The following is a 22,910-nucleotide window of genomic DNA, read 5'->3' as shown; positions in this document are numbered from 1 at the left end:
GCGCCGCCGGGCTCCGGCTGACGCTGCGCTTTTCCTTGACCGGAATGTTAACCTGTTCGGCCAGATCAGGCGGAATCCCTCTAACGGGGCGGCAGCGCCGGCGGTGCAAACGAAAAATCCCGCCGAAAGGGCGGGATTTCGTCATCCGATAAGGGGGATCGGAAGATCAAGCGGTTTCCGCATATTCGGTGCCATCCGGCTCGCGAAGAACGTAACCACGGCCCCAGACGGTTTCGATGTAATTGGCGCCGCCGGCGGCGTTGGCGAGCTTCTTGCGCAGCTTGCAGATGAAGACGTCGATGATCTTCAGCTCCGGTTCGTCCATGCCGCCGTAAAGGTGGTTCAGGAACATTTCCTTGGTGAGAGTGGTGCCCTTGCGGAGCGAAAGCAGCTCCAGCATCTGATATTCCTTGCCCGTCAGATGGACGCGCTGGCCGCCGACTTCGACGGTCTTGGCGTCGAGATTGACGATCAACTCGCCGGTCATGATGACCGACTGGGCGTGACCCTTGGAGCGGCGAACGATAGCGTGGATGCGGGCGACGAGCTCGTCCTTGTGGAAGGGCTTGGTCATGTAGTCGTCGGCGCCGAAGCCGAGGCCGCGAACCTTGTCCTCGATGCCTGCCATGCCCGACAGAATGAGGATCGGTGTCTTGACCTTGGACAGCCGGAGAGTGCGGAGCACTTCATATCCGGACATGTCGGGCAGGTTCAGATCGAGAAGGATGATGTCGTAATCATACAGCTTGCCCAGATCGACGCCTTCTTCACCGAGATCGGTGGTGTAAACATTAAAACTCTCTGATTTGAGCATCAATTCGATGCTCTGCGCCGTAGCGCTGTCGTCCTCGATGAGAAGTACCCGCATAATTATCCCCTTTACCGCCGCCGAAAGGTGGTCTGGCCCCCTACACGCTACCCGAACAAGCTACGTGATTTGGAAGCTGCCACGAAATGGTTAACAAATTCTAATTCACTCTGGCAAGGAGTATCGAATTTATTAAATAATTTTTCCATTTCTCTGTTTTCCAATAGGAATCTCAAAAAGGCGTTCCTCAACGTTAACATTAGGAAACAGCGCTAACTGATTCATCCGACTCGCCAATGAAAAGGTTCGAACTTCGTGCCGTGGCATTTACCGACCCTTAAATCATCGGGCCTATCATTAACGATGCCCGTAAACGAAAGGTTACCAGCGGTAGGTTTTTGTTAATATCGCAGGAAATTTTTTAGCAAACCGTGTCAAAGCGGCGCGCAGGGCGGTTTCAAGTTGAGCCGGGGTCTCGCATCACGGGAGTAATGCGTATGAAGTCGCGAGAAAGTCTCGTTCGCCTGAAAGAGTTTCAGGTGAACGAAAAACGACGTCAATTGCAGCAATTGCAGATGATGATGTCCGAATTCGAACGGATGACGAAGGATCTGGAGAGCCAGATCGTCGTCGAGGAAAAGAAGTCCGGTATATCCGACCCGAATCACTTTGCTTATCCGACCTTCGCCAAGGCCGCGCGTCAGCGGGCCGACAACCTGCAGGTTTCGATCAAGGAACTGAAGATGCAGGAAGAGGCGCTGGAACTGGCGCTTGAGGAAATGCAGGCGGAATATGCAAGGGCGACGGCGCTGGAAGAACGTGACAGCGGCGTCCGCGCCGCCAGGGCCTGAGAGAAAATGCGGGCGCCGGCGTCGGCGCCTGACGATCGCCTGAGAGAGGCCATGTATGATGGGCGCGCTGTCCGTCATACATGGCTTTTGGTGTTTCCCGCCTTTTGCGTCCGCACGCCGCCGCTCCCCGCGGCGACCGCTTCAGGCGTCGCGAATCAATTCACGACATCCTGCCATTCCGGATGACGTTGCGCCTGCCCCTTGAAGAACGGGCAGAGCGGGATGATCTTCCAACCGCCAGCGCGGGCCGCTTCCACCGCGTGCAGAGACAATGCCTGGCCGACACCCTTGCCGCGCAGGGCATCGGGAACCGCCGTGTGATCGATGATGACGAGCTTCGGCGAGGTTCGCGAATAGGTCATCTCCGCCTCGTGCCCCTCGACGTCCACGGCATAACGGCCACCGGATACGCCTTCCTCATTTCGGATATCCATCGTCTTTCCTCGTGCACAGATATTAATCGCAGCCGACGGTGACACGGCGGCGCGGTCGTGCCAAGGCGGTAGAACAGTTCCTCAGGGAGACGCAGTGTTCATGAAAAATGTCGGATCGACGCGAGGCTCTGGGGCAATGAGCGCGCTTTCGATCATCCGCCCCGCTCTTCTCGTGGCCGCGCCGTTCCTCCTGGCGCTCGGCCTGATCTTACCGCTGGTCCGTTTCGAGACGCTGTATTTCTTCGATCAGACCCCTTCGCTCATCGAAATCGTCGTCTCGCTCTGGCAAGGCGGCGATGGGCTGCTGGCGGCGGTCGTCGCGCTGGTCTCGATCGTGCTTCCGTTTCTGAAGATGATCGGGATTGCGGCGGAAGCGACGGCTGCCGGCAGCGGGGCCGGGAGGCAGTTCTATCGGCGCGTCGTGCCGCATCTGTCCAAGTGGTCAATGATGGACGTGCTGCTGGTCGCGATCGTCATTGCTGCGGCGAAGACAACGGGGTTGGCGGATGCCTTCACGCAGCCCGGCCTCTGGTGCTACGCCGCCTCGTCAATAATTTCGGGCCTTCTTCATTCCCTGATGGGAGATGCGTCCGGCCCGAAATAAATGTCGGCGATGGCGCGCGATCAGTGGCGATATTGCTGGATGCGCGTGGTGCGCAGGCCGGCGAGGCCATGGCTGTTGATCGACGACTGCCAGGAAAGGAACTCTTCGACCGTGAGCGTGTAACGCTCGCAGGCCTCTTCCAAGCTCAACAGGCCACCGCGAACAGCCGCGACAACCTCTGCCTTGCGGCGGATCACCCAGCGCCGCGTATTGGGCGGCGGAAGGTCCGCGATGGTCAGGGGGCTGCCATCGGGGCCGATGACATATTTCACTCGGGGACGTATCATTTCGGTCATTGGACTCTCTACACAACGCAAGACCACGAGCGCCACTCTAGCCTGCCACATTTAAAAATTGCCTAAGCCCAACGTAAGACTTTGATAACAAATTTAGATGCCCGGAGTGGCCGGTGAACGAGCGAAGCAAAATCCCGCCGGCTCTCACGAGCACGTCGATCTCTTCTACGGCATCGGACCGGTGACGCCGATGAAGCGGACGGTTCCGCCGATCTTCCGTGAGGAGGGATCGATTGCGGGAAGTGCGGCCGATCAGGAAAATTGCCGCCGCTGCATGCTCTTCCAGGTGCCCGGCCTGAAAAACGGCTTCGCCTTCGCATTGCCAGCATTGACCTGAAACAATACATTTTCGCTACTCGGGCAGCCATGCATTCTATGGCAGTGCGCTTTAGCTGCGTGAGCTTCTGGAGCAGCTCTCAGGCAACAGCAATCCTGAAGATGGCTCGCCGGCAACGTCTAGCCGGCCCCAGATCGGAGAGCTGCGCTGTCGGCGAATCGCAAGAGCAGCGATGAGATCGCGATCATTCTCGATCTCTCATCGCACGCTGTCGACGGTTATCTGAAGAGCGCGATGTAAAAGCCATACAGGGTCAACCGCACGCAGGCGGTCGCCAGAACGGCACCGGCCGCCCTGTCCTTTCTCACAAAAAGGCGAGAGCAATTCCAGGCAAAGCGTAAAGTGCTTTTGCCGGGAATTGCACAATACAAAAGGTTAGAGCGGTTCTGCGCTTCCGTGGAAAGCTGAACCGCTGTTAAAAGCCTTTTCCGCCGGTCACTTCTGACACAACGGTCCCGACGATGATGCGCATGTCCATCAAGATCGAGAAATTCCCGACATAATAAAGATCACAAGCGATGCGGGCGCGCGCCTTGGCGGGACGATCGGTCGGACCGCGCAGGCCACGCATCTGGGCAAGACCGGTCATGCCGGGGCGCATGGCGTGGCGCTGATGATATTCCGGCACGAGCTCTTCATAGAGCATGCCGCCGGCGCGCATGCCGATTGCATGGCAGCGAGGACCGACGACCGACATATCGCCCAACAGCACGTTCAACAGCTGTGGCAACTCGTCGATATTCGTGCGGCGCAGAATGGCGCCGATGCGGGTGATACGGGGGTCGTTCTTCACCGTCTGGGCGACGCCTGAGACATCGCAGAGATCGGTACGCATGGAACGGAACTTGTAGACCTTGATGGCCTTGCAGTTCTTACCCCAGCGGGTCTGCTTGAACAGCACCGGTCCCGGGCTGTCGAGCTTGATCAGCAGGGCGACGAGGAGAAGGAAAGGGGCGAGGACGAGGAGGGCGCTCAACGACGAAACTATGTCGAACGCCCGCTTCAGGGCGAGATCCACCCACGGCGCCTGGGAGGCATCGCTATGGATGACAGGGGTTTGAATCTTCAGGCTCGGCTGCTGGCGGCGGCTCGGCCGGAAGGAATCAGTCGAAATGGTGTTGTTTAATTCCGTGATGCTCAAGGATCGTACTCTGTTGTCTTCGAGGGGCGCGGCGGCAATAGGCGATCAATGGTTTGCCCTGTGACCAGGGCTGCACTCAGGTGTTGGTAACCCTACTAAAACGGAAAAATGCGACAATTGTGTAATGGTGTCCAGAGAAATATCGCATCGCAACAAATCTTTCGCACTTGCGTTAAGTTGAGGCAACCTCATGATATTTCGTTAATAATTGGAATTTCGTCAAGGTTTCTAGGCTCTTGGCGAGGGCTTCCACAGGTCTGTCCTCGTGTTGTTTCGACACGCGACCGACGGTTCGCCGACGGCATTTTTAACGAATTCCGACGTGAATTTTTTTGCCGGATATGTTCGGCCGTTCTCAATCTGTGTCAAAATATGACAAAATCAAGGCCGAATCGGCAGGGGTTCGAACCGGTGAAGATGGACGTTAAGCCCACCGGAAATCACGCGCGCCGCATCGGCCAAATCACTTTCCGATTTCTACGAGTGTCTGCGGTGCGGCTCGAACGCGGCAGGACGATATTTGAACGATTAAGAGCAGGGGCCGCAGTGGTCGCCACGCGCCAAGGCGTTCGTGGAGCGGGCGGCAGGCGCAGAACATATCATGAGCGGGACCGCGTATCATGGCATTTGCGAATGCCCGCGGACGGTCACGCCGGTTCGAGGACGCGTTTCCTGCCGCCCCAGGAAATGAAGTTCGGGTTGGCGAAGTCGAAATCGGCCGCTGTCCCCGTCTTGCCATAGGTCAGCAGCGCTCCGTCGAGCGTCACCGTCGATCCCCCGGCAGCGCGCAGCACCGCATCGCCGGCCGCGGTGTCCCACTCCATCGTGCGGGTGAAGCGTGGATAGACGTCGGCCTTGCCTTCCGCCAGCAGGCAGAATTTCAGCGAGGAGCCGATATTGGTGCATTTGGAGATCGCGTGATCGGCGAGGAAGGTTCCCGTCTCCGGGCTGTTGTGACGAAGGCTTGCAAGTGCAAGCCGGTCGTCCGGCTGCTCGCGCACGGCAATTGCGGTGCGCGCCCCGATGGTGAAGTCCTCGGTGACATCAAGCCTTTCGGCACGGCCGCGCTCTCCTAAGAAGGCGAGCCCGAGCGCCGGCGCGTAGACGATCCCGGCGACCGGGGCGCCGTTCTCGATATAAGCGATGTTGACGGTGAATTCCTGCCGTCCGTCGACGAATTCACGGGTGCCGTCGAGCGGGTCGACCAGGAAGAAGCCGCGGCCGCTGATGTCGGGCACGCTTCCAGCGGCAACCGACTCTTCCGCCACGACGGGTATATCGGGATAATCCCTGGACAGATGGGCGAGGATGATGCGTTCGGCCTCCTCGTCGGCAACCGTAACCGGGCTCGCGTCCGCCTTCATGGTGATGGGAAAGCCTTCGCGCAAGATCGCGATGATGGCCTTACCGGCTTCGAGCGCCGCCTTTTCAAATGTCGTCAGCATTGTCCTTTTGCCGTTCGCCGCGCCGCGAGCGCCCGCTGTCGCTCGTCCTCAACCATCCCTGTCGCACCAGATATCGATATGGTGGTTCTCGCCGCGCCCCGCACCCCCGATAACGCAGATTGAAGATGCTACCATAAGTTCCCGCAGCTGTCAGGCGAGGATGGCGGCATTTACCTGTGAAATACCATTCGCAAAAACTGCAGGCTCAAGGGTTGAATTTGCGCTTTCTTCCAGCCTTATGGAATAGCTTACGCGGGAAGCGGCGCAGGAAATCGACGGCGCGCTTGCCGGATGGTTAAGCCGGCAGCAGGTTTTGGCTAAAAATGGGTCGGTCTTTGCCGATTTTCTGTGGATTCTGGTTCAAAATGCGCCATTTAGGCCTGTTCGAATAAGAATCTGCTGGCGCAAATCCTTTTTGTCTTCACATTTTCACCGAAACCGCTATGCATGCGGCCTATGAGGTTCCTTGAACGAGGAGCCGAATAACCAAAAAGAGATGCAGCATCTTCGGCTCGCATCCAGGGGAAAACGACATATGGAGTATTTCGTCCAGCAGCTCTTCAATGGGCTGACGCTCGGATCCATCTATGGCCTCGTGGCTATCGGCTATACGATGGTTTATGGCATTATCGGCATGATCAATTTCGCCCATGGCGACATCTTCATGCTCGGTGGTTTCGCCGCTCTTATCGTCTTTCTCGTCCTCACATCCATCTTCGCAGGTCTCCCGGTGGCAATTTTGCTGCTGGCGATGCTTGTCGTCGCGATGCTGATGACGAGTCTGTGGAATTGGACGATCGAGCGTGTCGCCTACCGTCCGCTGCGCGGATCCTTCCGCCTTGCACCGTTGATCACCGCGATCGGCATGTCGATTGTGCTGTCCAACTTCATCCAGGTGACGCAGGGGCCGCGCAACAAGCCGATCCCGCCGATGGTGAGCTCGGTTTACCAGTTCGGCAACATCTCGGTGTCGCTGAAGCAGATCATCATCATCCTGATCACGGCGGTGCTGCTGACCGTCTTCTGGTATATCGTCAATCACACGGCCCTCGGCCGCGCCCAGCGCGCCACCGAGCAGGATCGCAAGATGGCGGCGCTGCTCGGCGTCAATGTCGACCAGACGATCTCGATCACTTTCGTCATGGGGGCGGCGCTGGCTGCCGTCGCCGGGACGATGTATCTGATGTATTATGGCGTCGCTTCGTTCGCCGATGGTTTCACGCCGGGTGTGAAGGCATTTACCGCAGCCGTTCTCGGCGGCATCGGCTCGTTGCCGGGCGCCGTTCTTGGTGGGCTGATGATTGGCCTGATCGAATCGCTGTGGTCAGCCTATTTCACCATCGCGTATAAGGATGTGGCGACCTTCGCCATCCTCGCTTTCGTGCTGATCTTCAAACCGACGGGCATCCTCGGACGGCCGGAAGTCGAGAAGGTATAACGTCATGGCAAATATCGAGAATTCTGCAGGCAAGCCCGATGCCGGACTTGTCCGCAAAGGTCTTATCGAAGCCCTTTTCGCCGCCGTTCTCTCCCTCGGCATGTTCGTTCTCTATGTCGGCCTGAAAACCGATCAGAACATCAACAACGAGCTGATCATCGTCCAGCGTTGGGGACTGCTGGCGATTTTTGTCGCTATCGCCGCGATCGGCCGTTTCGCGATGGTCGTTTTCATCAAGCCGAATATCGACCGCCGAAAACTCCGCAAGGCGCGGGAAGGCGATCTCGACATTTCGACCGAGAAGAGTTTCTTCCATCGGCATTTCCTGAAGATCGCGCTGCTCGCGCTACTGCTTTATCCCATGGTGATCGTGGCGCTCGTCGGCGCTCAGGGCTCGTTGAAATGGGTCGACAATTTCGGCATCCAGATCCTGATCTACGTGATGCTCGCGTGGGGACTGAACATCGTCGTCGGCCTCGCGGGCCTTCTCGATCTCGGCTATGTCGCCTTCTATGCGGTCGGCGCCTATTCCTACGCCCTGCTGTCGAGCTATTTCGGCCTGTCCTTCTGGTTGCTGCTGCCGCTTTCCGGCATTCTCGCAGCGCTCTGGGGCGTCATTCTCGGCTTCCCGGTGCTGCGCCTGCGCGGCGACTATCTCGCCATCGTCACGCTCGCCTTCGGTGAAATCATCCGCCTCGTCCTGATCAACTGGACCGACGTGACCAAGGGAACCTTTGGTATCTCGAGCATTCCCAAGGCGACGCTCTTCGGCATTCCTTTCGATGCGACGGCCGGCGGCTTTGCCAAGCTCTTTCACCTGCCGATGTCTTCCGCGTACTACAAGATTTTCCTCTTCTACCTGATCCTGGCGCTGTGCATGCTGACGGCCTACGTCACCATCCGCCTGCGGCGCATGCCGATCGGGCGTGCCTGGGAAGCGCTGCGTGAAGACGAGATCGCTTGCCGTTCGCTCGGCATCAACACGGTGACGACCAAGCTGACGGCGTTCGCGACGGGAGCCATGTTCGGTGGCTTCGCGGGCTCGTTCTTCGCCGCTCGCCAGGGATTCGTCTCGCCGGAATCCTTCATCTTCCTGGAATCGGCCGTCGTTCTCGCCATCGTCGTTCTCGGCGGCATGGGCTCGCTGACCGGCATTGCGATCGCCGCGATCGTCATGGTGGGCGGTACCGAAGCGCTGCGCGAAATGGATTTCCTGAAAGCAGTCTTTGGGCCCGACTTCACGCCGGAACTCTACCGCATGCTGCTCTTCGGTCTCGCCATGGTGGTCGTCATGCTGTTCAAACCGCGCGGTTTCGTCGGATCGCGTGAACCAACCGCCTTCCTCAAGACACGCAAGGCCGTATCTGGAAGCTTCACCAAGGAGGGCCACGGTTGATGAGCCCCGTCACCAATACGATGTCGAGCGACACGCTTCTCAAGGTCGAGCACCTGTCGATGAAGTTCGGCGGCCTGATGGCCATCAACGACTTTTCCTTCGAGGCCAAGCGCGGCGACATCACCGCGTTGATCGGTCCGAACGGCGCCGGCAAGACCACCGTCTTCAACTGCATCACCGGCTTCTATAAGCCGACGATGGGGATGATCACGCTTAATCAGAGAAGCGGCAAGCAGTACCTGCTGGAGCGTCTCCCGGACTTTCGCATCACCAAGGAAGCCAAGGTGGCGCGAACGTTCCAAAACATCCGGCTGTTTTCCGGCCTGACGGTTCTGGAAAATCTGCTCGTCGCCCAGCACAACAAGCTGATGCAGGCGTCGGGTTATACCATTCTCGGCCTCATCGGCATCGGTCCCTACAAGCGAGAAGCGGCCGCATCGATCGAGCTGGCGCGCCATTGGCTCGAGAAGGCCGATCTGATCGACCGTGCCGATGATCCGGCAGGCGACCTGCCTTACGGCGCCCAGCGGCGTCTCGAGATCGCGCGTGCAATGTGCACGGGCCCAGAATTGCTTTGCCTGGACGAACCGGCCGCAGGCCTCAACCCACGCGAATCTGCTAAGCTCAACGAGCTTCTGCAGGGCATTCGAGCCGATACCGGAACCTCCATTCTCCTTATCGAGCATGACATGTCTGTGGTTATGGAAATCTCCGATCACGTCGTCGTGCTTGAATATGGCCAGAAGATTTCCGATGGCACGCCCGACCATGTGAAGCACGACCCGAAGGTCATTGCGGCCTATCTCGGCGTCGAGGATGAAGAAGTGGAAGAGGTGATCGCAACCGTCGAGCAGCTCGAAGGAGGCGCAAACTGATGGGCGATGCAGTCATGACGGGTCAACCGCTTCTTCAGGTGAATGGCGTCGAAACCTACTACGGCAATATCCGCGCGCTGGCCGGCATCGATGTCGAGGTCAACAAGGGCGAGATCGTCAGTCTGATCGGCGCCAATGGCGCCGGCAAGTCGACGCTGATGATGACGATCTGCGGCAGCCCCCAGGCCCGTAAGGGCTCCGTCGTCTTCGAGGGTCGCGAGATCACCCGTATGCCGACCCATGAAATCGCACGCCTGCGCATCGCGCAGTCGCCGGAAGGGCGTCGCATCTTCCCGCGCATGACGGTCATGGAAAACCTCCAGATGGGGGCGGGTCTCGACAATCTCAAATATTTCGCCGAAGACGTCGAGAAGATCTTCACGCTCTTCCCGCGTCTCAAGGAACGTCACGCCCAGCGCGGCGGCACGCTTTCGGGCGGCGAGCAGCAGATGCTGTCGATCGGCCGCGCGCTGATGGCGCGCCCGAAGCTGCTGCTGCTCGACGAACCTTCGCTCGGCCTGGCGCCGCTGATCGTCAAGGGGATTTTCGAAGCAATCCGGAAGCTCAATGAGCAGGAAGGCCTCACCGTGTTCCTTGTCGAGCAGAATGCATTCGCGGCGCTGAGACTCTCGCACCGCGCTTACGTGATGGTGAATGGCAAGGTGACCATGAGCGGCTCCGGCAAGGAACTGCTCGCCAATCCGGAAGTCCGCGCCGCCTATCTCGAAGGCGGAAGACATTAGTCGAAGGGAGAGTTTGACATGCAGGGACTTTTCTTCGAAAGCGACGACGGCGTCCGGGTTGTCATTCGCGCCCTCGTCGTACTGATCGGCTTCTGGACGGCTTGGCGAGCCGGCAAGGCGGTGGCTGACGGCTGGAACAATTATCCGCTCGCCGTCGTCTACACTTTCCTCCTTGCCTGGGCGATGCAGTTTCTGCACCACGCCCTGTTCAATGGGCCGATGCTCAGCGGTCTCTTCTATGGCATCGACTTCGTGACCTTGCTGGTCTTCTCGACGGCCGGCTACCGCTTTCGCCGTACCAATCAGATGGTCAACAACTATTACTGGCTGTACGAAAAAACTTCCGCGTTTTCGTGGAAGGACAAACATTGACAGTCCGTTGAAACTAGGCATGAATTGCCTTCAGAGTGGAACAGCTTTCCTGGCGCAGTCGATGGTGGGTAATGCGCCGGGCCTTGGACCAGAACCCGCCCAAAAATTGGGAGTAACAATATGAAGAAGTCTCTTCTGTCGGCAGTGGCTCTGACGGCGATGGTCGCCTTCAGCGGCAACGCTTGGGCCGACGTCCTCATCGCTGTCGCTGGTCCGCTGACCGGCCCGAACGCCGCTTTCGGCGCTCAGCTTCAGAAGGGTGCCGAGCAGGCAGCCGCCGACATCAACGCTGCTGGCGGCATCAACGGCGAGCAGATCAAGATCGAACTCGGTGACGACGTTTCCGACCCGAAGCAGGGCATTTCGGTCGCCAATAAATTCGTTGCCGACGGCGTCAAGTTCGTCATCGGCCACTTCAACTCGGGCGTTTCGATTCCGGCTTCGGAAGTCTATGCCGAAAACGGCATCCTCGAAATCACCCCGGCCGCCACGAACCCGAAGTTCACGGAACGGGGCCTCTGGAACACGTTCCGCACCTGCGGCCGTGACGACCAGCAGGGCGCCATCGCCGGCAAGTATCTCGCCGACCACTTCAAGGACGCCAAGATCGCCGTCGTTCACGACAAGACCCCCTACGGTCAGGGCCTTGCAGACGAAACCAAGAAGGCGATGAATGCCGCCGGCCTGACGGAAGTCATGTACGAAGGCATCAACGTCGGCGACAAGGACTTCTCGGCGCTCATCGCCAAGATGAAGGAAGCCGGCGTCTCGATCATCTATTGGGGCGGTCTGCACACCGAAGCCGGTCTCATCATCCGTCAGGCCGCAGACCAGGGCCTGAAGGCAACGCTGGTTTCCGGTGACGGCATCGTTTCGAATGAACTGGCTTCGATCGCTGGTGACGCTGTCGCCGGTACTCTGAACACCTTCGGCCCCGATCCGACGCTGAACCCGGCCAACAAGGAGCTCGTCGAAAAGTTCAAGGCCGCCGGTTTCAACCCAGAAGCCTATACGCTCTACTCCTACGCAGCGATGCAGGCGATCGCCGGCGCAGCCAAGGCTGCCGGTTCGGTGGATCCTGAAGCCGTTGCCACGGCCATGAAGGAAAAGGGTCCGTTCCCGACCGTTCTCGGCGACATTTCGTTCGACGAAAAGGGCGACCCGAAGATTCCTGGCTACATCATGTACGAATGGAAGAAGGGCGCGGACGGCAAGTACACCTACGTCCCGCAGGGCATGTAAGCTTCGCTTGCCTGTCGATAACATGATCTGATCGAAGCCCGGTTCGGCCGGGCTTCTTTCTTTTTAGGGACATCTCAATCGTGGTGCGCCCTTTCGAGGCGAGCGACGTGCCGGATCGAGCCGTTCGAAAGCTTGCAACCGACATCGCGCCGGGTGGCGCTCCGTTTTCAATATCCCTCACATTTCATGCAGAACATGCGTCGCCTTCACGGCCGCCGACGCCCGGTTTTCGACGCCGAGTTTCACGTAGATCTGTTCGAGGTGCTTATTCACGGTGCGCGCCGACAAACCCAGTATTTCGCCAATGTCACGGTTGGCCTTGCCCTTGGCGATCCAGAGCAGCACTTCGGATTCTCGTTGGGTGAGCGAAAAACGCTGGCGCAGCATCTCGTCGTCGCTGCGCTGGCTGGCGGCAGTGAGGCGGAAGAGATATTCATCCGGGCCAATTGCGCCTAGGAAGGCGAGCTGCAGCGCCGCCTGGCCGGCATGGGTGATTGAGATGATGCCGTCGCGCACTGCTGCCCCGCGGTCACGCATCCAGCCGGCGATATGGCGGACGACGATCTCCATGCCATCGTCACTGCCCATGGCGGCATTGACCAGCCGGGTCGCCTGCGGCGTCGACCAGTGGATCGCGCCGTCGCCCTTGACCGCCAGCAGGTGACGGCCGGCAGCGTCCAGTGCAACGCGGGCGCTCTGGGCCGAGCGGGCATTGCGCAGATGGACGCGGATGCGGGCGCGCAGTTCGTCGATGTTGATCGGCTTGGTGAGGTAATCGACGCCGCCGGATTCCAGCGCGTGCACGACATGCTCGGTCTCCGTCAGACCGGTCATGAAGATGACGGGCACCTGCGCTACAGTGGCATTCGCTTTCAGCCTTCGGCAGGTCTCGAAGCCGTCCATTACGGGCATGACGGCGTCGAGCAGGATGAGATCAGGCGTGATCCGCTCGACGATGCCAAGCGCTGCCGTGCCCGAGGTGGCGATCAGCACGGAGAAGCCGGATTGTTCGAGCGCGTCTGTGAGGAAACCGAGCGCTTCGGGCGAGTCGTCGACCAGCAGAACGATGTCGCGAGGGAGGGCCGGCTCAGCCAATGGATTCCACCTTTTCGTCGAAGTCGTGCAGGAAGGTCATGAAGCCGGCCAGATCGAAGGCGGCCACATAGGGTCGAAGAGCCTCGGTGAATGGCCGATTTGCCTCCACCTTGGCAAGGTCCGAAAGCTTGGCTTCGATGCCCCTGATGTAACCGATCTCGCCGAGCCGCAGCAATTCCTGCACATGGGCTGCACCCGGGCCCAGCATCGGCGCTGCGATCTTTGCAGGAGCGGCGGGGGCGTCATCGGCATAGACCCAGTTCAGGCCAAGATGCAAGGCGAGCTTGTCGCGCAGCCGGCGGATGTCGACGGGCTTGCCGATCGCATCATTGTGGCTGTCGTCGCTGTCACTTAGAACCGTCGCATCACCGATATTGGCCGAAAGCATCACAACCGGTGCTGTCTGGCCGGCCTCGCGCAGACGCGAGACGAGCTGCCAGCCGCTCATGCCGGGCATCAGGATATCGACGAGGAACAGATCGGGCAGGATGCCGTCGATCAGCGTCAGGCATTCGGCGCCGCCTGCGGCCGTCAGCACGATGAAATCGAGCGGCGCCAGGATTTCGCGCATCATCTCGCGGTGATCCTCATTGTCGTCGACGACGACGATGGTGCGGCGCGGACCGTCGTAACCGACGATGCGTTTTTCCTGCGGCGGCGCGGCGGCGCGCATGACGGCGGACAGCATCAGCCGCACACGGAATGTCGAGCCTTCGTCCTTGACGCTCGATACCGCAATCTCGCCACCAAGCGTGTTGGTCAGAAGCCGGGTGATGGTAAGCCCGAGACCGAGGCCCGGCATCGGCCGCACGCTGTCTGCCTCGCCCCGCTGGAAAGGTTCGTAGATCCGCATCAGGTCCTTCTCGGCGATGCCGCGGCCGGTATCGGTGACGGTGAAGGTCGCGACCTGGCTGCGATAGGCGACATCGAAGGTGACGCTGCCTTCGTCTGTGAACTTGATGGCATTGGAGAGCAGGTTGACGAGAATCTGGCGCAGGCGCTTTTCGTCGGTGCGGACGAATTGCGGCAAGGCGGGCGAGCGATCATGGATGAAGGCGAGCCCCTTTGCCTGCGCCTGCGGCCGAAACAGCTCGATGATCTGGTCGAGGAAATCCTGGATGTTGATCTCGTTGGAATAGACCTGCAGGCGGCCGGCCTCGATCTTGGAGATATCGAGCAGGCCGTCGATCAGCCCGGAGAGATGTTCGGCGCTGCGGCGGATGACCTTGATCGAGGATTGGCGCGGCGCCGGGATCGTTTCGTCGCGTTCGAGGATCTGCGCATAACCGAGCACGGCGTTCAAAGGCGTGCGCAGTTCGTGGCTGAGGCCGACGACATAGCGGCTCTTGGCGCGGTTGGCAGCCTCGGCCGTCTCCTTGGCGTTCTGCAGCGCGGCATCGGTTTTCTTGTGGGCGGCGATTTCCTTGAGCAGCAGCGTGTTCTGACGGGAGGATTCCTCCTCGGCAACGACACGGCTATCATGGGCGAGCACATAGAACCAGCAGACAACGCCTGAAATCACCGAAAACACGAAGAAGACGATGAGGATCGTGCGATTGACCACGTCTGCCGTTTCCGGCGAAGCGGAGGCAACCTGATGGGCGATCATCGCCAGGATCGCGCCGATGGCGGTCAGCGCCAGCGCAACGGCGATGGCGTAGCGGCCGAGGCGCGTCGTCAGCTTGCCCAGAATGCTCTCGGGCAGCAGCGTTCTCGCGACCGTGCCGACCTGGGCATTGAAGCGAGCGGCTGGCTTGCACATGTCGTGGCAGCGGCTGTCGAGCGAACAGCAGAGCGAGCAGATCGGTGCGACGTAGGCCGGACACCAGGCCATATCCTCTGGCTCGAATGGATGCTCGCAGACGGAACAGGTGATATTGGTCTGGTTCTTCCAACTCTGGCGCGGCTTGCGCGCGAGGTAGAATTTTCCCTTTGTCGCCCAGGCGAGCGCCGGCGTGGCGATGAGGGCGATGACGAGGGTGATATAGGGGGCGAGTGAAGCGGCTGTCTCGCCGAAGGCGCCGAAATGGGCGACCAGCGATATCGTCGCCGACAGCGTCATGGCGCCGAGGCCGACCGGGTTGATGTCGTAGAGATGGGCGCGCTTGAACTCGATGCCAGGAGGGGCAAGTCCCAGCGGCTTGTTGATGAAGAGATCGGCCGAGATCGTGCAGAGCCAGGCCATGGCGATGATCGAGAAGATGCCGAGCGTCTCTTCCAGCAGCCGGTAGATGCCGAGTTCCATCAGGAGCAGGGCGATTGCGACGTTGAAGACAAGCCAGATGACGCGGCCGGGATGGCTGTGGGTCAGCCGCGAGAAGAAGTTCGACCAGGCGAGCGAGCCGGCATAGGCGTTCATCACGTTGATCTTGAGCTGCGAAACGACGACGAAGGCGGCCATCAGCAGCAGTGTGGCGTTATGCCAGGGAACCATGTAGCCGAAGGCGGTCAGATACATCTGCGCCGGATCGGCGGCACGGTCGAGAGGCACGCCCGAGGCGAGGGTCAGCACGACGAGGAACGAGCCGGCAAGCAGCTTCGGTGCGCCGATGATGACCCAGCCGGGACCGGCGAGGAAGACGGCGAGACGATGGCGCCACTTGCGCTGCGAGACCGGCGGCAGGAAGCGCAGGAAGTCGGCCTGTTCGCCGATCTGCGACATCAGCGCCAGGATGACGGCGGAGGCCGCGCCGAATTCGACCAGATCGAATTCGGCAACGGTGCCAGCCGGACCCGAAGCATGATGGATGCCGGCGAAGGCGCGCCAGAGATCGAACTTTTCCCAGTCCATGAAGGCGATGAAGATGAAGGGCAGGATATTCAGCACGATCCAGAAGGGCTGGGTCAACAGCTGGAACTTGCTGATCAGCCGCACGCCGTGCGTCACCAGCGGGATCACCATGACGGCGCTGATGATATAGCCGATCCAGAGCGGGATGCCGAGGGTGAGCTCCAGCGCCCCGGACATGATCGAGGCCTCGATCGCAAACAGCATGAAGGTGAAGCCCGCATAGATCAGCGAGGTGATGGTCGAGCCGATGTAGCCGAAGCCGGCGCCGCGGGTCAGAAGATCAATGTCGACGCCGTGCCGGATGGCGTATCGGCTGATCGGCAGACCGATCGCCAGCATGGCGACCGAGGCGACGATGATCGCATAAAAGGCATTGGTGGTGCCGTAGGAGAGGGTGATCGCGGCGCCGATCGCTTCGAGCGCCAGGAAGGAAATTGCACCGATGGCCGTCTGCGAGATGCGCTCGGAGGAAAAATGCCGGGCGCTCTTTGCGGTGAAGCGCAGCGCGTAATCTTCCAGCGTCTGGTTGGCGACCCAGCGATTATATTCGCGTCTCACCGGAATGATGCGTTGGCGCGCTGTCATGCCCTCTTTCCGGCACTCTCGTTGGGCTCATCGTTTCCACTGCAGTTTTGGCGGGATGGACGGGAAAGGCAAGAGGCTGAGCACTGGCGGATTCGCAGAACAGTAATATTTTTGAAACGGCGCTGTCACATAAGCGCTCTAACCCTCCTGCCGTTCGTTCAACCATTTCGGGTGCAGCCATGTCTGTTTCAAAATTTTGCCGCCTGAGCACCGCTCTTGTCTGCCTCCTTTCGATCGTGCCATCGCTTGCCGCCGCCGAGCAGACCACGGCCGCGAAAGCGCCTTATGCTGAAACAGGAAACACCAATAAGCGCGGTGACGCATGCTTCTCGACGGTGGACACCAATGCTGCCGTCCATCTTCTCTCCGGCCTTCTCGAGGTCTGGACCCCGCGCACGCCTTTCGTCGATGCCGGTGTGGAAGCCGCAGCCAAGGACAATTGCCCTGCAGTCGCCAAGACGGATTGGGACGGCATCCCTTTCAGCAAGACCGACGGCCAGATCGTCAACAAGCCAGTCCACGATGCGAACATCGCCTATGTCGTGAAGGCGACGAAGGCGCGGACGGCCGAGCAGGCGGTTGCCGCCTATCTCGACGATCGGCGCGGCAAGAATGCCAGCATCGTCGATGGTCTCGGTCCGCTGACGGATGCCTGGAAGGCCGGTTCCAAGCAGATCACCACGATCACTGAGGTGGCGGCCGACGCGACGACGGTCAAATATGACGACAAGGGTAACAATCGCGGCGCCGGCAGCAAACCGGACACGGAAAACAAGACCGATGCCAATCCGGACATGGGTCTCGCCATCGACTTCATCAACGCCGCGAGCGGCGATGGCTCGACAGAGCCCGCCAAGCGCTATTTCAAATATGCCCGCCCCTATCGCTGGAGCCCGGACGTTTCGGTCGTCCCGACGCTCGAGCCCGCCAAAAGCGGCAAGCCGGTCGAGGACGGTGGCTTCCCCAGCGGACATACGGCGGAAGCCTGGCGGGATGCGCTCGCCATGGCCTATCTGGTGCCGCAGCGATTCCAGGAAATGATCGCGCGTGCCAGCGAAATGGGTGAAGACCGCATCCTTGCCGGAATGCACTCTCCCCTCGACGTTATGGGCGGCCGCATGCTCGGCACCGCCACGGTCGTTTATAACCTGAACAAGTCCGACAATTCAGCGCTGAAGAGCGCCGCCTACGCCCAGGCGCAATCATGGCTGATCGCCAAGTCGGGTGTTGCGGATGCGGGTGCGCTCGAAGTCGCAGCCCATGCGGCGCCACTTTCGGCGGACCGTTTCGCCGATCATGATGCCAATCGCGCTTACGTTCTGCAGCGCCTGAGCTATGGCCTGCCGACGATCCATGCGACCGATCAGCCGGCTCGCGTGCCGGAGGGCGCCGAAACGCTTCTCGAAACCCGTCTGCCTTATCTCGATGGTGAACAGCGCCGCGAGGTGCTTGGCACAACGGAAATCGCTTCGGGCTATCCGCTGCTCGACGACGCGGAAGGCTACGGTCGCCTCAATCTCTTTGCCGCCGCCGACGGCTATGGCGCCTTCAAACAGGATGTGACCGTGATGATGGATGCGGCAAAGGGTGGCTTCAATGCGATCGACACCTGGCGCAACGACATCGGCGGCAAGGGCAAGCTGGTAAAACGCGGCAGCGGCATTCTCGGTCTTTCCGGTGCCAACAGCTATGCTGGCGGCACCGTGCTGGAAGAGGGCGTGCTGGTAGCCGGCTCCCCCTCGGCCCTCGGCGCCGGCGGGTTGATGGTCAATGGCGGTTCTCTCATCGTGGCGGCCGACAAGCCCTTGGCCGTGGGCGGCGACTATCAGCAGCTCGCCAGTGCGACGGCGAAGCCGACGCTCGGCGCGAATGGCGCCGGCACGCTGGTCGTTGCAGGCAAGGCGACGCTCGCCGGCGATCTTGACGTGACGCTCGCCCATGGCTTTGCCCCGGCGCCGGGAACGAAGATCGAAATCCTGAAGGCCGCGGCTGTCACCGGCACCTTCGGCAAGTTCACCATCTCCGGCCACAGGGCGACCGTCTCCTACGGCCCGACCTCGGTCACCCTGACGATCCACGGCTAATATCGAACCGACAGGGCATCCCCTTTGATGGGGATGCCCGTGCTTTCCCGGCGTGCTCATTCGACCCCTGCGCCTACGTCATTTTGCGTATGTGTTTTCGCGCTGCAGCACCCGATAGTCCCCTCGGCAACAGTTAACTCCGTTTCCGGCCTGTTGCGGAACAAGAGAGGGGATCAACCAATGAATCTCAAATCCACGATTACCGGTGCCGCGCTCGGCGCCGTCATGGCAGCGTCGGCTGCCTTCAGCTGCGCGGTGGCCGCCGATGACACGATCAAGGTCGGCGTGCTGCATTCGCTCTCGGGCACGATGGCGATTTCCGAAACCACCCTGAAAGACGCCATGCTGATGCTCATCGACGAGCAGAACAAGAAGGGCGGTCTTCTCGGCAAGAAGCTTGAAGCCGTCGTCGTCGATCCGGCTTCCGACTGGCCGCTCTTCGCCGAAAAGGCCCGCGAACTGATCGAAAAGGACAAGGTCGCCGCCGTCTTCGGCTGCTGGACCTCGTCCTCGCGCAAATCCGTCCTGCCGGTTTTCGAAGAGCTGAACTCGCTGCTCTTCTATCCCGTGCAGTATGAAGGCGAAGAATCCTCGCGCAACATCTTCTATACGGGTGCGGCCCCGAACCAGCAGGCGATCCCTGCCGTCGACTACCTGATGAACACTGAAGGCGTGAAGCGCTTCGTGCTCGAAGGCACCGACTACGTCTATCCCCGCACGACCAACAAGATCCTCGCGGCCTATCTCGAATCCAAGGGCATTCCGAAGGAAGACATTCTCGTCAACTACACGCCGTTCGGCTTCTCCGACTGGCAGACCGAGGTCGCCAAGATCAAGGAATTCGGCTCGGCCGGCAAGAAGACCGCCGTCGTCTCCACCATCAATGGTGACGCCAACGTTCCCTTTTACAAGGAACTCGGCAACCAGGGCATCAAGGCGACCGACATCCCGGTCGTCGCCTTCTCGGTCGGCGAAGAAGAGCTTGCCGGTCTCGATACCAAGCCGCTGGTCGGCCATCTCGCCGCCTGGAACTACTTCGAGTCCGTGGAAAGCCCGGCCAACAAGAAGTTTATCAAGGAATGGCATGCCTTCACCAAGAACGACAAGCGCGTGACGAACGACCCGATGGAAGCCGCCTATATCGGCTTCAACGCCTGGGTGAAGGCCGTACAGGCCGCCGGCACCACCAATACCGATGCCGTTCTCGACAACATCATCGGCGTCACCGTTCCGAACCTCTCCGGCGGCTATGCCACCGTCATGCCCAACCACCACATCACCAAGCCGGTGCTGATCGGTGAAATCCAGGCTGACGGCCAATTCGAAATCGTCCAGCAGACGCCCGCCGTCGTTGGTGACGAATGGTCTGATTACCTGCCCGACTCCAAGGACCTGATCTCCGATTGGCGCAAGCCTCTCTCCTGCGGCAATTTCAACGTTGCCACCGGCAAGTGCGGCGGCAAGGGCTCCTGAGGAGACCCATCCGCTGATAGCCTGAAGACTTCCGTCCGGAGCCGATCCGGGCGGAAGCTCCGTCCTTACCGCTGCGCCGCAAGGCCGACGACACTCAAGGCGAGAGAGCCGATGTTTCGCGCCATCAAGATTCTCCTTCTGACATTTTGTCTGATGCTTCCGGGCCTGACGCTTTCTGTGACTGGCCTTCGCGCCGAGGACGACGTGCACGCTCTCGTCGATGCGCTCGGCGTCGGCGGCTTTCCCGAGCGCGAGGCGGCCATCCGGGCGCTCGCCGCGTCCGGGGATTCGCATGTGAGCCAGATCCTGCAGCAGCTGAGCGATGGCCAACTCTACGTCAATTCGGAGGGCGGTCCCGTTCTCGTTCAGGATGGCACGGAGGACGAGCCCACCTATTCGGACCCGATCACCGGCGAGGCGGTTGCCGATGTCGACCCCGACATGATGTCGAAGGTCAAGATCAACAATTCGCTGCGCACCACGATCACGACTGTGATGAGCCAGCTGACGCTTTTGAGCCCGAATCGCTCCGCGCGGCTCACGGCGGCCGAGGGCATGTTGAGGGATGCCGATCCCGCCAATCTCGAACTGCTGAATTCGGCTCTTTCAGCCGAGAAGGACGGCCAGATCAAAAACACGATGGAAGCGGCGCGGGCCGTGATGGTGCTGAAGAGCGATGCCGGCATCGAGGAGAAGCGGGCCGCCATCGACATGATCGCCGCCCGCGGCGGCCGCGATGCGCTGACGATCCTGACGACGGCGATGACGAATGCCCCCGACGATCTGAAGCCCGCGATCCAGACGGAGATCAATGCGATCAACCGCGACCTGGCGCTCTGGGATGTCGTCCAGAACATCTGGTACGGCCTGTCGCTCGGCTCGGTGCTGCTCTTGGCCGCGATCGGCCTTGCCATCACCTTCGGCGTCATGGGCGTCATCAACATGGCGCATGGCGAGATGGTGATGATCGGCGCCTATACGACCTACGTTGTGCAGGAATATATCACCTCGGCCTTTCCGTCGCTTGCCGATTATTCGCTTGCCTTCGCGGTGCCGGCCGCCTTCGTCTTTACCGGTTTCGTCGGCCTCGTCATCGAGCGCGTCGTCATCCGTTATCTCTACGGCCGGCCGCTGGAAACGCTGCTCGCCACCTGGGGCGTATCGTTGATCCTGCAGCAGGCGATCCGCAGCTATTTCGGCCCGACCAACCGCGAGGTGCGCAATCCGAGTTGGATGTCCGGCGCCTTCGATTTCGGCGGGCTCGTCGTCACCTGGAACCGGCTCTGGATCATCGTCTTCTCGATGGTGGTGTTCCTGACACTCCTGATGTTGCTCAAGCGCTCCGCCTTCGGCCTGCAGATGCGGGCGGTGACGCAGAATCGCCGCATGGCCTCGTCGATGGGCATCCGCACCGGCTGGGTCGACGCCTTCACCTTCGCGCTCGGCTCCGGCATCGCCGGAATGGCCGGCGTGGCGCTCTCGCAGATCGACAATGTCTCGCCGAACCTCGGCCAGAACTACATCATCGACAGTTTCATGGTCGTCGTCTTCGGCGGTGTCGGCAATCTCTGGGGAACGCTGGTCGGCGCGCTGTCGCTCGGCGTCGTCAACAAGTTCCTCGAGCCCTTCGCCGGCGCCGTGCTCGGCAAGATCCTGGTGCTCGTCCTCATCATTCTCTTCATCCAGAAGCGTCCGCGCGGGCTCTTCGCACTCAAAGGAAGGGCGGTGGAAGCATGATAACGGCCTTCCTTCTCCGGTCTCTCGATCGCAGGATCTCCATTGCCGTCGCCCTGTTGCTGGCGGTCGCCATTCTCGTGCCGGTGCTGAACCTTGCTACCGGCCCGACGCACCCGCTGCACGTGCCGACCTATATCATGGCGCTGTTCGGCAAGTATCTGACCTATGCGCTGCTGGCGCTGGCGCTCGATCTCGTCTGGGGCTTCTGCGGCATCCTTTCGCTCGGCCACGGCGCCTTCTTCGCGCTCGGCGGCTATGCGATGGGCATGTATCTGATGCGCCAGATCGGCTCGCGCGGCGTCTACGGCGATCCCATCCTGCCCGATTTCATGGTGTTCCTGAATTGGAAGGAACTGCCCTGGTTCTGGTACGGCTTCGACCAGTTCTGGTTCGCGGCACTGATGGTGCTCCTCGTGCCCGGGCTGCTCGCCTTCATCTTCGGCTGGTTCGCCTTCCGCTCGCGCGTCAACGGCGTCTATCTCTCGATCATCACCCAGGCGATGACCTATGCGCTGCTGCTTGCCTTTTTCCGCAACGACATGGGGTTCGGCGGCAATAACGGCATGACCGATTTCAAGGACATCCTCGGCTTCAACATCCAGGCTGACGGCACACGCGCCAGCCTCTTTGCCGCGACCGCGGTCTTCCTGGCGCTGTCGCTCACGATCGCCTCGGCAATCGTACGTTCGAAATTCGGCAAGGTGCTCGTCGGCGTGCGCGATGCGGAAAGCCGCACACGCTTCCTCGGCTACCGCGTCGAGCATTTCAAGCTCTTCACCTTCGTCGTCTCGGCGATGATGGCCGGTATTGCAGGCGCGCTCTACGTGCCGCAGGTCGGCATCATCAATCCTGGCGAATTCGCGCCCGCCAACTCGATCGAAGTCGTCATCTGGACGGCGGTCGGCGGGCGGGGAACGCTGATCGGGCCGATCATCGGCGCGATCCTCGTCAACGGCGGCAAGACGATCTTCACGGGCCTCTTTCCGGAGTTCTGGCTGTTTGCGCTCGGCGGCCTCTTCGTCGCCGTCACGCTGTTCCTGCCGAAGGGCGTCGTCGGCACGATCTCGCACCATCTCGGCAAACGGAAAGCCGTCTCCGATTCTGTCCCGCCGGCGGCAGAGGAAGATGGCATCGAGCCGAAAATCCAGGCAGCGGAGTGAACA

At 60.5% G+C, this 22,910-nt stretch carries 20 protein-coding genes; 13 read left to right on the top strand and 7 right to left on the bottom strand.

What is annotated here, in order from left to right; translation table 11 throughout:
- Positions 1–166: 166 nt before the first annotated feature.
- Positions 167–868 carry a response regulator transcription factor CtrA gene (gene ctrA / locus HJC00_RS24005; protein ID WP_007533606.1) on the bottom strand — a complete coding sequence of 234 codons (702 nt, stop codon included), beginning with the start codon at positions 866–868 and terminating at the stop codon, positions 167–169.
- Positions 869–1,305: 437 nt separating this feature from the next.
- Here ctrA and HJC00_RS24000 point away from each other — a divergent pair, with 437 nt between their 5' ends.
- Positions 1,306–1,659: a flagellar export protein FliJ gene (locus HJC00_RS24000; protein WP_210630084.1), complete on the top strand. Its 354-nt coding sequence runs from the start codon at positions 1,306–1,308 to the stop codon at positions 1,657–1,659.
- 155 nt (positions 1,660–1,814) lie between these two features.
- On the opposite strand, the gene HJC00_RS23995 is transcribed toward HJC00_RS24000, so the two are convergent.
- On the bottom strand, positions 1,815–2,093 hold the full coding sequence (locus HJC00_RS23995; RefSeq protein WP_221164712.1) for a GNAT family N-acetyltransferase: 279 nt from the start codon (positions 2,091–2,093) through the stop codon (positions 1,815–1,817).
- 136 nt (positions 2,094–2,229) lie between these two features.
- Here HJC00_RS23995 and HJC00_RS23990 point away from each other — a divergent pair, with 136 nt between their 5' ends.
- Positions 2,230–2,697: a paraquat-inducible protein A gene (locus tag HJC00_RS23990; RefSeq protein WP_210630088.1), complete on the top strand. Its 468-nt coding sequence runs from the start codon at positions 2,230–2,232 to the stop codon at positions 2,695–2,697.
- 20 nt (positions 2,698–2,717) lie between these two features.
- Here the strand turns inward: HJC00_RS23990 and HJC00_RS23985 are convergent, their stop codons facing one another.
- The gene (locus HJC00_RS23985) at positions 2,718–2,993 is read right to left on the bottom strand and encodes a DUF1153 domain-containing protein (protein WP_007533628.1); all 276 of its coding nucleotides are present in this window, start codon (positions 2,991–2,993) and stop codon (positions 2,718–2,720) included.
- A gap of 106 nt (positions 2,994–3,099) precedes the next feature.
- On the opposite strand from HJC00_RS23985, the gene HJC00_RS23980 reads away from it, so the two are divergent.
- On the top strand, positions 3,100–3,330 hold the full coding sequence (locus HJC00_RS23980) for a hypothetical protein (protein WP_221164711.1): 231 nt from the start codon (positions 3,100–3,102) through the stop codon (positions 3,328–3,330).
- Positions 3,331–3,745: 415 nt separating this feature from the next.
- Here HJC00_RS23980 and HJC00_RS23975 read toward each other — a convergent pair whose 3' ends face one another.
- Positions 3,746–4,471 (bottom strand): sugar transferase, encoded by a 726-nt coding sequence (locus HJC00_RS23975; protein WP_210630091.1) that lies wholly within the window; start codon positions 4,469–4,471, stop codon positions 3,746–3,748.
- A gap of 647 nt (positions 4,472–5,118) precedes the next feature.
- The gene (cysQ, locus tag HJC00_RS23970) at positions 5,119–5,916 is read right to left on the bottom strand and encodes a 3'(2'),5'-bisphosphate nucleotidase CysQ (protein WP_221144674.1); all 798 of its coding nucleotides are present in this window, start codon (positions 5,914–5,916) and stop codon (positions 5,119–5,121) included.
- A gap of 535 nt (positions 5,917–6,451) precedes the next feature.
- Between cysQ and HJC00_RS23965 the strand changes: the two genes are divergently transcribed.
- The 6 genes from HJC00_RS23965 (at position 6,452) to HJC00_RS23940 (ending at position 11,982) form a co-directional block, all read left to right on the top strand.
- Entirely contained in the window at positions 6,452–7,354 is a 903-nt protein-coding gene (locus HJC00_RS23965) for a branched-chain amino acid ABC transporter permease (protein WP_064811172.1), read from the top strand.
- Between the two features lie 4 nt (positions 7,355–7,358).
- A complete protein-coding gene (livM, locus tag HJC00_RS23960; RefSeq protein WP_210630095.1) occupies positions 7,359–8,750 on the top strand; it encodes a high-affinity branched-chain amino acid ABC transporter permease LivM in 1,392 nt (463 codons plus the stop codon).
- The gene (locus tag HJC00_RS23955) at positions 8,750–9,625 is read left to right on the top strand and encodes an ABC transporter ATP-binding protein (protein ID WP_210630096.1); all 876 of its coding nucleotides are present in this window, start codon (positions 8,750–8,752) and stop codon (positions 9,623–9,625) included. The genes livM and HJC00_RS23955 overlap by 1 nt, the downstream gene beginning before the upstream one ends.
- Positions 9,625–10,368, top strand: a complete 744-nt coding sequence (locus HJC00_RS23950) for an ABC transporter ATP-binding protein (protein WP_176536353.1) — start codon at positions 9,625–9,627, stop codon at positions 10,366–10,368. Before HJC00_RS23955 ends, HJC00_RS23950 begins: the two co-directional genes overlap by 1 nt.
- Before the next feature lie 18 nt (positions 10,369–10,386).
- Positions 10,387–10,740 (top strand): DUF6867 family protein, encoded by a 354-nt coding sequence (locus tag HJC00_RS23945; RefSeq protein WP_184453684.1) that lies wholly within the window; start codon positions 10,387–10,389, stop codon positions 10,738–10,740.
- A 120-nt stretch (positions 10,741–10,860) separates the two neighbouring features.
- A complete protein-coding gene (locus HJC00_RS23940; RefSeq protein WP_020922104.1) occupies positions 10,861–11,982 on the top strand; it encodes a branched-chain amino acid ABC transporter substrate-binding protein in 1,122 nt (373 codons plus the stop codon).
- 177 nt (positions 11,983–12,159) lie between these two features.
- Here HJC00_RS23940 and HJC00_RS23935 read toward each other — a convergent pair whose 3' ends face one another.
- Positions 12,160–13,077: a response regulator transcription factor gene (locus tag HJC00_RS23935; RefSeq protein ID WP_210630097.1), complete on the bottom strand. Its 918-nt coding sequence runs from the start codon at positions 13,075–13,077 to the stop codon at positions 12,160–12,162.
- Positions 13,070–16,453 (bottom strand): ATP-binding protein, encoded by a 3,384-nt coding sequence (locus HJC00_RS23930; protein WP_221164710.1) that lies wholly within the window; start codon positions 16,451–16,453, stop codon positions 13,070–13,072. Before HJC00_RS23930 ends, HJC00_RS23935 begins: the two co-directional genes overlap by 8 nt.
- Before the next feature lie 179 nt (positions 16,454–16,632).
- Between HJC00_RS23930 and HJC00_RS23925 the strand changes: the two genes are divergently transcribed.
- The 4 genes from HJC00_RS23925 to urtC all read left to right on the top strand — a co-directional run bounded on the left by HJC00_RS23925 (position 16,633) and on the right by urtC (position 22,907).
- On the top strand, positions 16,633–18,537 hold the full coding sequence (locus HJC00_RS23925; RefSeq protein ID WP_221164709.1) for a phosphatase PAP2 family protein: 1,905 nt from the start codon (positions 16,633–16,635) through the stop codon (positions 18,535–18,537).
- Positions 18,538–18,717: 180 nt separating this feature from the next.
- Entirely contained in the window at positions 18,718–20,010 is a 1,293-nt protein-coding gene (urtA, locus tag HJC00_RS23920; RefSeq protein WP_210630102.1) for an urea ABC transporter substrate-binding protein, read from the top strand.
- Between the two features lie 111 nt (positions 20,011–20,121).
- Positions 20,122–21,747: an urea ABC transporter permease subunit UrtB gene (gene urtB, locus HJC00_RS23915; protein WP_221156053.1), complete on the top strand. Its 1,626-nt coding sequence runs from the start codon at positions 20,122–20,124 to the stop codon at positions 21,745–21,747.
- Positions 21,744–22,907: an urea ABC transporter permease subunit UrtC gene (urtC, locus tag HJC00_RS23910; protein WP_210630105.1), complete on the top strand. Its 1,164-nt coding sequence runs from the start codon at positions 21,744–21,746 to the stop codon at positions 22,905–22,907. The genes urtB and urtC overlap by 4 nt, the downstream gene beginning before the upstream one ends.
- The last annotated feature ends 3 nt before the right edge of the window (positions 22,908–22,910 follow it).

This window comes from Rhizobium sp. NLR22b (genome assembly GCF_019685295.1).
GTDB lineage: Bacteria > Pseudomonadota > Alphaproteobacteria > Rhizobiales > Rhizobiaceae > Rhizobium.
Note: the sequence above shows the minus strand (reverse complement) of the source record. Positions and strands in the feature narration are given on the sequence as shown.